A 10,330-nucleotide genomic window follows, 5' to 3' on the forward strand; every position below is an offset into this window, starting at 1 on the left:
TTCAGTGGCGTAAAAAAGCCCACCCTGAAGCAAGTCCTGGCGGCTTATGAAGCATGTGTGCGGGAAGTGCAAAAAAATTCTGAAGAAATGGTCATCATCCCGCCAATCAATTATGGGTATGCTCCTAACAGATGGATTTTCAGAGAGTCCTATCAAGGAGCTGGAGCATGACCTCGGGTGAACCACCATAATTGAATAAAAGGAAGCGGCAGAAGCACGTTAATCATCCGGCGTGCTTCTTTTGCTGTTTATAGAAGGCCCCCTTAAAAATATCGCATTCCAATTGCACAAATCTTTTTCACCCCCAAACAAAGGAAATTACAAAATAATTGCGAAATTATTACAAAAGGGGACTGCGTTCGCAGTTCAGCAGCTGCAATGAACATGATACGATAGATAGAGAGACAGGGGAGGGAGTAAGAAAAATGGCTTATACTGTTGAAAAATACAACCCGGCTATTCAAAAAGTAGTTAATAATATTGAAAAAGTAATGATCGGAAAGCGCGAAGCTGCCGTTCTCAGTTTGACCGCCCTTCTTGCCCGGGGGCATGTGCTGCTTGAAGACGTACCGGGAGTCGGTAAAACGATGCTCGTGCGCGCGCTTGCAAAATCGGTAAGCGCAGATTTCAAACGGATTCAGTTCACGCCGGACCTGCTTCCATCAGATTTGACCGGTGTATCCATTTATAATCAGGCTGAAATGAAATTCGAATTCCGTCCGGGCCCGCTGATGGGCAATATCGTCCTTGCCGATGAAATCAACCGGACGTCACCTAAGACACAGGCGGCTTTGCTCGAAGGAATGGAAGAAGGAAGTGTCACGGTCGACGGGGATACAAAAATTTTGCCGAAGCCGTTTTTCGTCATGGCGACGCAAAACCCGATTGACTACGAAGGCACTTATCCGCTTCCGGAAGCCCAGCTCGACCGTTTTTTACTGAAGATGAAGATGGGCTATCCGACTGCAAGTGAAGAGCTTGAAGTGTTGAATCGTGTGCAGGGGGACCATCCGATTGAAATGATTCAGCCGGTTATAACGAAGGACGAGCTGCTTACTCTGCAGGAAGAAGTGACAAGTATTTTTGTCGATGACACGATCAAGCGGTATATCGTTGACCTTGTTAATCGGACAAGATCGAATAACCTGATCCAGCTCGGCGCAAGTCCGCGCGGCTCGCTGTCGCTGATGAAGGCAGCCCAGGCGTTTTCCCTCATCCACGGGCGTGACTATGTCTTGCCGGATGATGTGAAATTCCTGGCGCCGTTCACGCTGGCCCACCGTGTGTTATTGAAGGCGGAAGCGAAGTTCGACGGGCGTTTCCCCGAAGACGTCATCCGCGAAATTGTCGAACGGACGAATGTGCCGATTGTCAGGGAAATGAAAAAGTCATGAGACAGGCCAAGCACTATGCAAACTTCTCAGTCAAGTTCTTCCTGCTGCTTATTATTGTGGCGGCGGTGTTTGCATATGCCATGTTTCAAGGCGGCTTCGTCAGCTGGTTCTTGTTTTACAGTTTTCTTCCTTTTGCCCTTTATTCGGTTTTATTCGGCTTTTATCGGCTGACGGCTTTTCAAGTGAAACGGGAACTGAAACAAAAGCGTTACACGGCAGGTGAGAAAATGACCGTAACGATCCGCATCAACCGGATTTTGCCGTTTCCGCTCGTTTACTTATACGTTGAAGATTTGCTGCCGCCTGAATTGAAAAAGCAGGAAAGCAGCGGTAAAAAAGTGGTGTTTCCCTGGTTCAAGCGCAGCATCACCGTTGAATATGCGATTGATCCGCTCCAGCGGGGCCGCCATGAATTTTCGGCGATCCGCATGAAGACGGGAGACATGCTCGGTCTGGTGGAAAAAGAGTTGTCTGTCCCGATTGAAGACGATATCCTTGTCTTTCCGCAGTATCGGGAAATCCATTACCGTCAGATCGAAAACAAATATGCACACGGAAGCGTAGCCTCAACCGTTCAAAAAATGCGTGACACGACAATGGCCGCAGGTGTCCGTGAATATGTGCCCGGTGACAAGTTTTCGTGGATTGACTGGAAAGCGACGGCCCGTAAAAATTCGATCATGACGAAGGAATTCGAACAGGTGCAGACAAATGATGTGACCATCATGCTCGATCGCACCGCCGGCGGCAGTCCGATCATGTTCGAAAAGAGCGTCGTTTTTGCCGCATCCGCCGCACGCGCTGTCATTCGGCAGGGCGGCAGGCTCGGCTTCCTGTCGATCGGGAGCGAGCGGACCGTCATGCCGTTCAATTATGGGAAAGGACAGGAGGAGAAAATTTTTTATCACCTTGCTTCTGTCAGAGCTGACAGCCGCATTCCATTTTCCGACCTCATTGAACAGGAAATCGGGAAATGGCCGATCGGCAGCACAATCATGCTTGTCACCCATCAACTCCCGGCAGATCTTGTCCGGACGCTCGAAAACCTTTCTTACCGGAATCACGCCCTTTACCTGTTTTTGATGACAGGACGGCGGGAGCTCGGCCCTGAAGAAACGAAACGGATAAACCGTCTCCGTGTCCAGCATATCATCGTAAAAGTCGTCGGCTCGGACAATTTCAAAAAGGTTTTCGACGAGGTGAGGCAGCCATGAACTTATACAATCCGCGCTATTTGAACTGGTTGAACGCTGTATTATACGGACTCGGTTTTTTGCTGTTCCTGGAGTGGCTCCGTCCGCTTGAAACAGTGACGGATACCGGCGATTTGACGGTGTTTGTCATGTTTGCGGCCTTCAGTTTTTTTGTTTCATTTTTGCATGTGAATATGCTGGTTTCCCTGCTGCTGAAAGGTACAGTCATGTTTTATCTGTTGAACAGCCTGTTTTTGGAGGAAGCCTTTCTCAGGTTCACATGGATTCCGATTGTGATCAATGATTTCATTTATAATATCGGACTCATTTCTGAAGCGCACTGGTGGGAGATGACGAATCTGTTCCGGAGCCTTCTTTTCTTCGTTTTACTCTGGCTGATGGGATACCTGATGTTCTACTGGGTCGTCCAGGTGAAACGGATATTCATTTTCATTCTGTTCACGATCATTTATTTGACCGTGCTTGATACGTTCACCGAATATGATGCGACATTTGCCATTGTGAGAACGGTCATTTTCAGCTTTTTGCTGATGGGAATCCTTTATTTCAACCGCATAAAAGAAAAAGAAGGATTCGCGATGCCGATCGGCCAGGTCCTTATGTTCTGGATGGTTCCGCTGGTTTCAGTCATTCTGCTGGCGGTGCTTGGCGGGTTCACCGCACCGAAAGCGGCGCCGCAATGGTCTGATCCTGTTCCGTTCCTGAAGTCGGCGACGAACCAGGGGGGCGGCGGATCCGGGTCTTATACGGGCATAAGCAAAGTCGGTTACGGTGCAGATGACAGCCAGCTTGGCGGTCCGTTCTTCGGCGATGAGACGCCTGTTTTTTCGGCTGAAGTGGAAGATGTCCATTATTGGCGTGTTGAAACCAAAGATGTATACACAGGGAAAGGCTGGGAAGTGTCACAGGAAGCGGAGGGCGTACCGGTCAATCCATCCCAAATCGAACTCAACACCGTGGCAGAAGGTGTGAATACGGAAGAGCTTGAGACGACGATCACGATGGCTGATAACGCAAAATATCCGCACCTTATTTATCCTGTTGATTTAAAAGGTGTGCAGCTTCCTGATGGAACATCTCTCTTGAAAAATCCGATAACTGAAAAATTCACGACGCTGCGAAACGGGGAGAATACGATTCTCCGTTCCTACTCGATGACATATGACTTCCCGGAATTCCCGATTGAAAAGCTGATGGAACCGGAACAAAATGTCAGCCCGGACATCCGAGAGGCCTATACTCAGCTTCCGGAAGAACTTCCCGGCAGAGTAAGGGAACTCGCGGAGGAAATTACGGCCGGCAAAGAATCCAGTTATGAAAAGGCCAAAGCGATTGAGGAGTATTTCACGGATGAAGGTTATATTTATGAAACGCTCGATGTCGCGGTTCCGGATGAGAACGAAGACTACGTCGATCAATTCCTGTTTGAAACGAAAAAGGGATACTGCGATAACTTTTCCACTTCGATGGTTGTGCTGCTCAGGGCTGTAGATATTCCGACACGGTGGGTGAAAGGATATACGCAGGGTGAATATATTGAAACCCCGGAATCCGGTGTAAGAATATATGAAATCCGCAACGCCAATGCCCATTCATGGGTGGAAGCATATTTCCCGGAAGTCGGCTGGGTGCCGTTTGAACCGACAAGAGGCTTCCGGAATCCGTTTGACTTTCAAGCGATGCCGAATGAGACCGAAACCGAAACGGAACTCCCTGAAGAACAGCCGGAGGAGGTCGAGCCGGACGAGGCGCTTGAACAGGACACCGATAACGGCGGGGGCGGATCGGTCAATTTTGATTTCGTCTGGAAGGCAGCGGCCATCGCAGCCGGCATTCTGGCGGCTGTTGCATTTATCCTTTATAAAACAAGGGATAAATGGGGAACTGCCCTTCTGCTGTACCGTTTCCGAAGACGTGAGGATGAACGGGCTTATTTTGAAGCATACCAGAAATTGCTGAAAAGGCTTGAACGCAAAAAAGGCCTTCGGTTCAGGGAAGGTCAGACGCTGAGCGAATTTGCCCGCCATGTCGACAAGACGCTCGGACTCCATGAAATGGAAGCGCTGACCCGTGATTACGAGCGGGTTCTGTACCGGCATGAAGATGCAAGTGCAGGCTGGAAGAAATCGTATGAATTATGGGAAAATTTAATCAGAAGACTTGCGTCTTGACCGCCCTTAAGCGGATTGATAGAATTATCATCAAATTAATAGAATGACTAATCCTTCGTATATCCTCGATAATATGGTTCGAGAGTCTCTACCGGGTCACCGTAAATGGCCTGGCTATGAAGGCAGATGATAAAGTCCGTCCGTAGGGGTGTTACGGCCGGCTGCCGCCCCTGTGCAGCAGTTCGGCCGTTTTTTCGGGATAGAATCTGCCTTCTTGTTCAAGAGGCAGGTTCTATTTTTTTAATTAGGTAAGGAAGGACAAGTTTTTAAGCAAGATCAATGTCCAGCTCCAGACGCCAGCGGCTATCGTCATACGCGGTGATTCCCTCTTATGCGTACGCCGCTAAGCGGGCGCCTTGCGCTTTTCTTATTATCATGGACATCGGAGTGACAGTTCGGATATGGGGCCGGCAAAGGCTTATAGTCCGCCGGCAATCCGGATACGCTAATACAAATGGAAAAAACGGGGTGGAGAAATGGAAAGACCAGAAGAAATGGTGATTGTCCTCGACTTTGGGGGCCAGTACAACCAGCTGATCACAAGAAGAATCCGCGAACTGGGTGTATACAGTGAATTGCACCCTCACACGATGACTGCAGAAGAGATTAAAGAACTTAATCCGAAAGGCATCATATTTTCCGGCGGGCCAAACAGTGTGTACGGCGAAGATTCATTGAGCTGCGACGAACGCATCTTTGACCTTGGCATCCCTGTTCTTGGGATTTGTTACGGCATGCAGCTGATGACGCATCACTTTGGCGGAGTAGTGGAACGGGCCAAAAGCAGGGAATACGGAAAAGCGACATTGACATTGCAGCATACGTCACCGCTTTACAAAGGATTGCCTGAACAGCAGACGGTCTGGATGAGCCACAGTGATCTCGTAATGGAAACACCGGAAGGGTTCAGAGTGGACGGAACGAACCCTTCGTGTCCGATCGCCGCAATGAGCGATGAAGAGCGCGGCCTGTACGGCGTCCAGTTCCATCCCGAAGTCGGCCATACCGAATACGGAAATGACATGCTGAAAAACTTCATTTATGAAGTGTGCGGATGTGCAGGCGAGTGGACGATGGAAAACGTCATCGAGATGGAAACCGAGAAAATCCGCGAACTTGTCGGCGACCGCAAAGTCCTTTGCGCGCTGAGCGGCGGGGTCGATTCATCCGTTGCCGCTGTGCTGATCCACCAGGCGATCGGCGACCAGCTGACCTGTATCTTTGTTGACCACGGCCTGCTGAGAAAAGGCGAAGCTGATAGTGTCATGAATACGTTCAGCGAAGGGTTCAACATGAATGTCATCAAAATCGATGCGAAAGACCGGTTCATGACGAAATTGGCCGGCGTTTCCGATCCGGAGAAGAAGCGCAAAATTATCGGCAACGAATTTATTTACGTGTTTGATGACAAGGCTGCCGAACTGAAGGATATCGATTTTCTTGCGCAAGGCACCCTTTATACCGATATCATTGAAAGCGGCACGGCGACTGCGCAGACAATCAAATCCCACCATAATGTCGGCGGCCTGCCGGAGGATATGAATTTCACGCTGATTGAACCGCTGAATACGCTTTTCAAAGATGAAGTCCGCAGACTCGGTTCAGAACTGGGCATCCCGGATGAAATCGTCTGGCGCCAGCCGTTCCCGGGCCCTGGTCTTGCCATCCGCGTTCTTGGCGAAGTGACGGAAGAAAAGCTTGAAATTGTCCGGGAATCTGATGCTATTCTGAGAGATGAAATCAAAAAGGCCGGCCTTGACCGTGAAATCTGGCAATACTTCACCGTCCTTCCGAACATCCGCAGCGTCGGAGTCATGGGGGATGCGCGTACGTATGATTACACAGTCGGCATCCGTGCCGTCACTTCTGTTGACGGGATGACGTCAGACTGGGCCCGGATCCCGTGGGATGTAATGGAGAAAATTTCTACGAGGATCGTCAATGAGGTCGATCACGTAAACCGCATCGTTTATGATGTGACAAGCAAACCGCCTTCCACTATTGAATGGGAGTAAAAACGAATAAAAATATAAATTCTCCTTTAAATGTTCGTATTTAGCTTGACGGACACTCGTTGAATTGCTAGAATAAACGAGAACTTAATTATTATACTGATAAACCGTCGTATATTCTTGGGGATATGGCCTGAGAGTTTCTACCCGGCTGCCGTAAATGGCTGGACTACGAGGGTATATGGAGATATTTATATTCAGGGACCCATCTATCCCTTTTTTCCATTACCTTTGTATTAGAATGCTCTCGGACATGCTGTCCGGGAGCATTTTTTCTTTCCTGATGCCAGGTGGAGAACCACGGACCTGCTCTTTGGCCCTGTTTCCGGGAGTGTGCGGCTAACCATTTAAGGGGGATTTAAAATGAAGCAGTTTTTCAAGTTTGACGAACTCGGCACAAACTATAGAACAGAATTCGTCGCAGGGCTGACCACCTTTCTTTCAATGGCGTACATTTTATTCGTAAACCCGTCTGTCCTTTCTCTGAGCGATGTTCCGGATCTGCCGGCAGGGGTCGGGATGGATCAGGGGGCTGTCTTCACCGCTACTGCCATCGCGGCAGCGGTCGGCTCACTGATTATGGGGCTTCTGGCCAAATATCCGATTGCCCTGGCACCGGGCATGGGGCTGAACGCATTTTTTGCATACACAGTTGTTTTGACAATGGGTGTTCCGTGGCAGACAGCACTGACAGGGGTACTCGTTTCTGGACTTATCTTCATCGTGCTGACCCTTACCGGCTTGCGTGAAAAAGTCATCAACGCCATTCCGGCAGAATTGAAGCATGCTGTCGGAGCCGGTATCGGACTGTTCATCGCCTTTATCGGTTTCCAGAACGCCGGCTTGATTGTCGCAAACGATGCAGTGCTTGTCGGGCTTGGCGATCTGACTGCCGGCAACACGCTCCTTGCCGTTTTCGGCATCTTTGTCACCATCATTCTTATGACGATGGGCGTAAAAGGCGGAATTTTCTTCGGTATGGTGATCACTGCAATTGCAGGGATGATCGCCGGACTTATCGATGCACCTTCAAAAGTAGTCGGAGCAGTGCCCAGCTTAGCGCCTACATTTGGCGTGGCTTTCCAGAACTTCGGCGATATTTTCACGATTGAAATGCTTGTCGTCATCCTGACATTCCTGTTCGTCGATTTCTTTGATACTGCGGGCACACTTGTCGCAGTCGCAAACCAGGCGGGCCTGATCAAGGACAACAAACTGCCGCGTGCCGGAAAGGCGCTGTTTGCCGATTCAGCAGCAACGGTTGCCGGGGCGGCGCTCGGAACATCAACGACCACTTCTTATATTGAGTCGACTGCAGGTGTTGCCGCCGGCGGGCGCTCGGGGTTCACTTCAGTCGTAACAGCCGGGTTCTTCCTGCTGGCATTGCTCTTCTCGCCGCTTCTGGCCGTTGTCACGGCACCTGTTACCGCGCCGGCGCTTATCATCGTCGGGATCCTGATGGTTTCATCACTCGGCCAGATTGACTGGAACAAGTTCGAAATTGCCGTTCCGGCGTTTCTGACCATCATCGCAATGCCGCTGACATACAGCATTGCAACCGGCATCGCGGTCGGCTTTATTTTCTACCCGATCACCATGATTGCAAAAGGAAGAACAAAAGAAATTCATCCGGTTATGTATTTGCTGTTTGTGATCTTTGTTTTGTACTTCATTTTCCTTATTTAATAGACTTGCATCACAGACCCGGTTTCTTTGCGGAATATCCGCAAGGGGACCGGTTTTTTATGTGGTCGGATCTTTTATATGAAGTTTCTTTCCAGCTGAAATGCGGCATATGCTAAGATTGTAGTATATATTTACCAGTTTTCGGCCGGAGGGGGATGACTTGTTGAGGAGAAAGATGAAAAGAATAGGATTTGCAGCTCTGATGATTTGTGCGATTATAGTGCTCTTGCTTGTCCGGCCAGACTTTGAAATAGGCAGATATGACAGTTTGCCGGAAGCGATGGACAAGGCAGTTCCGTATGAAATCAACAACATTATCCATATTGGGTTGTTCGATGGTGTGACTGCTGTCATGTATACGACTGATCCAGATAAAAAACAGCTCCCTTTTGCAGAACATGAAGTGCTTGCAGCGGCTTTCTTCAAAGGTGATGAAGAAAAAGGCCGGGCAAGCATCGGCGGCCACAGCTGGATGCATTACGAAAATGAGAACCTGACGGTATATGATGAGTATCTCAGAGACGATGATGAACAGGGAAATAGCCTCCATGAGCGTCATGTGGTGTTCGGTGAAATAAATAATCCGGATATCATAAAAGTGGAAACTTCAGTTATCGGAAAAGAAGTATTTGAAGAGGCCCGGATAATTGAACACAAGGGACAACGCTATTATTTCGACATTGGCGGCGGAACGGTGGTCAGGGGCCTGTCTGCACACGGTGAGGTGTTAGACAGGCAGGGTGGATGATTCTGTTATTTTGGCGCTTGCGGCAGATGATTGCAGGGGCTTTTGCGCGTGACGTAAGGGGCTGCGGCGTGAAAGTGGCGGTTTGGCATGGGTTAAAGTCGCTGCGGCGTGAAAGTGGCGGTTTGGCATGGGTTAAAGCCGCTGCGGCGTGAAGGTGGGTTTGGCGTGAATTAAAGCCGCTGCGGCGTGAAAAACAGGTGTTATGGCGTGAATGCGCCGGTTCGGCGTGAAAAGGCAGGAGTTCGGCTTGAAAAAGGTGGTTGTTGGCGTGAAACTGGTTGTCTTCGGTGTGAAAACGCCGTTATACCGCGTGAAAACCGGACCTGTCATGTATTTGGCCTGTGTGAGATCCGATTAAAACAAGGATAGGAGAGATACAGTGGGGGATTTCACTGTTTATCTGATTCCATTAACTATCGCGTGGCCAAGGTATGCCTTGTGAATGATCATGTCCTTTTTACATAAAGAAGCGGGCGGCCCGCACTGGTCGCTTCCTGGTTGAAGAGCCGGAGTGGCGGAGGCGTCACAAGAAACCCTGCGAAGAGAGTACAAAGAGGAACTTGGGGTGGAAGTCAACGTTGGGCGGCTGCTCTGGTCCGTTGGAAATTTCTTTGTCTGCAAGGGGAAGAATGTTCATGAAATAGAGTTTTATTATGAGGTATCGTTTAATGAAGAATACCCTTTTAAAACAAAACCATTTTGGGGGAAGGGAAAAGGCTGCTTTATCAGTGGATGCCTGTTAAAGCTCTTGGAGAAATTGTCTTATATCCTGAGTTTTTGAAAAAAGAAATAAATGATAGAGTTGGCGCTCCGAAACACTTTGTAGTCAAATAAGGTTCTCATTATAATAGGAAAGCCTTGCGGCGGATCTTAGGAAATGCTAAATAAATTGCTAAGTAAGTATTGACTCTGCTTTAAAAAGGTGATAAATTGAATAACGTTGTCGCGAGACAGCCTGTTCAGCTTAACGGATGAAAAACTTAAAAAAGATATTGACTTCTGGTTCTGAACATGGTATATTTATAAAGTCGCTGTTAAAAGCGGCGGATTCATTAATTGATAGATTGTTCTTTGAAAACTAAACAAAAGTCAAGCGCGTCTAAGA

The 10,330-nt window shown here is 48.8% G+C and carries 7 protein-coding genes, 1 pseudogene and 2 riboswitches; all 8 genes and pseudogenes read left to right on the forward strand.

Going from position 1 to position 10,330, the window contains the following annotated elements; translation table 11 throughout:
- Positions 1–425: 425 nt before the first annotated feature.
- On the forward strand, positions 426–1,394 hold the full coding sequence (locus A4U59_RS19055) for an AAA family ATPase (protein ID WP_070121720.1): 969 nt from the start codon (positions 426–428) through the stop codon (positions 1,392–1,394).
- Positions 1,391–2,608, forward strand: coding sequence for a DUF58 domain-containing protein (locus A4U59_RS19060; RefSeq protein WP_070121721.1), 1,218 nt, complete (start codon positions 1,391–1,393; stop codon positions 2,606–2,608). The genes A4U59_RS19055 and A4U59_RS19060 overlap by 4 nt, the downstream gene beginning before the upstream one ends.
- Positions 2,605–4,779 carry a transglutaminase TgpA family protein gene (locus A4U59_RS19065; RefSeq protein ID WP_070121722.1) on the forward strand — a complete coding sequence of 725 codons (2,175 nt, stop codon included), beginning with the start codon at positions 2,605–2,607 and terminating at the stop codon, positions 4,777–4,779. Before A4U59_RS19060 ends, A4U59_RS19065 begins: the two co-directional genes overlap by 4 nt.
- A 35-nt stretch (positions 4,780–4,814) precedes the next feature.
- A riboswitch (purine riboswitch) is annotated at positions 4,815–4,916 on the forward strand.
- A gap of 339 nt (positions 4,917–5,255) precedes the next feature.
- The gene (gene guaA, locus A4U59_RS19070; protein WP_070121723.1) at positions 5,256–6,794 is read left to right on the forward strand and encodes a glutamine-hydrolyzing GMP synthase; all 1,539 of its coding nucleotides are present in this window, start codon (positions 5,256–5,258) and stop codon (positions 6,792–6,794) included.
- A gap of 87 nt (positions 6,795–6,881) precedes the next feature.
- Positions 6,882–6,983, forward strand: a riboswitch (purine riboswitch).
- A 171-nt stretch (positions 6,984–7,154) separates the two neighbouring features.
- The gene (locus A4U59_RS19075; protein ID WP_070121724.1) at positions 7,155–8,477 is read left to right on the forward strand and encodes an NCS2 family permease; all 1,323 of its coding nucleotides are present in this window, start codon (positions 7,155–7,157) and stop codon (positions 8,475–8,477) included.
- A 163-nt stretch (positions 8,478–8,640) separates the two neighbouring features.
- On the forward strand, positions 8,641–9,225 hold the full coding sequence (locus A4U59_RS19080) for a hypothetical protein (RefSeq protein ID WP_070121725.1): 585 nt from the start codon (positions 8,641–8,643) through the stop codon (positions 9,223–9,225).
- Positions 9,226–9,436: 211 nt separating this feature from the next.
- Positions 9,437–9,583 carry a hypothetical protein gene (locus A4U59_RS21505; protein ID WP_157888228.1) on the forward strand — a complete coding sequence of 49 codons (147 nt, stop codon included), beginning with the start codon at positions 9,437–9,439 and terminating at the stop codon, positions 9,581–9,583.
- Positions 9,584–9,736: 153 nt separating this feature from the next.
- Positions 9,737–9,889, forward strand: a pseudogene (locus tag A4U59_RS22645) (NUDIX domain-containing protein); the annotation flags it as partial.
- Positions 9,890–10,330: the final 441 nt, after the last annotated feature.

The organism is Bacillus marinisedimentorum (genome assembly GCF_001644195.2).
Taxonomy (GTDB): domain Bacteria; phylum Bacillota; class Bacilli; order Bacillales; family Bacillaceae_O; genus Bacillus_BL; species Bacillus_BL marinisedimentorum.

Coding starts and splice junctions, on each gene's coding strand:
- A4U59_RS21505 (WP_157888228.1), top strand. CDS start 9,437: ATGCGCCGGTTCGGCGTGAAAAGGCAGGAGTTCGGCTTGAAAAAGGTG.
- A4U59_RS19060 (WP_070121721.1), top strand. CDS start 1,391: ATGAGACAGGCCAAGCACTATGCAAACTTCTCAGTCAAGTTCTTCCTG.
- A4U59_RS19055 (WP_070121720.1), top strand. CDS start 426: ATGGCTTATACTGTTGAAAAATACAACCCGGCTATTCAAAAAGTAGTT.
- A4U59_RS19065 (WP_070121722.1), top strand. CDS start 2,605: ATGAACTTATACAATCCGCGCTATTTGAACTGGTTGAACGCTGTATTA.
- A4U59_RS19075 (WP_070121724.1), top strand. CDS start 7,155: ATGAAGCAGTTTTTCAAGTTTGACGAACTCGGCACAAACTATAGAACA.
- guaA (WP_070121723.1), top strand. CDS start 5,256: ATGGAAAGACCAGAAGAAATGGTGATTGTCCTCGACTTTGGGGGCCAG.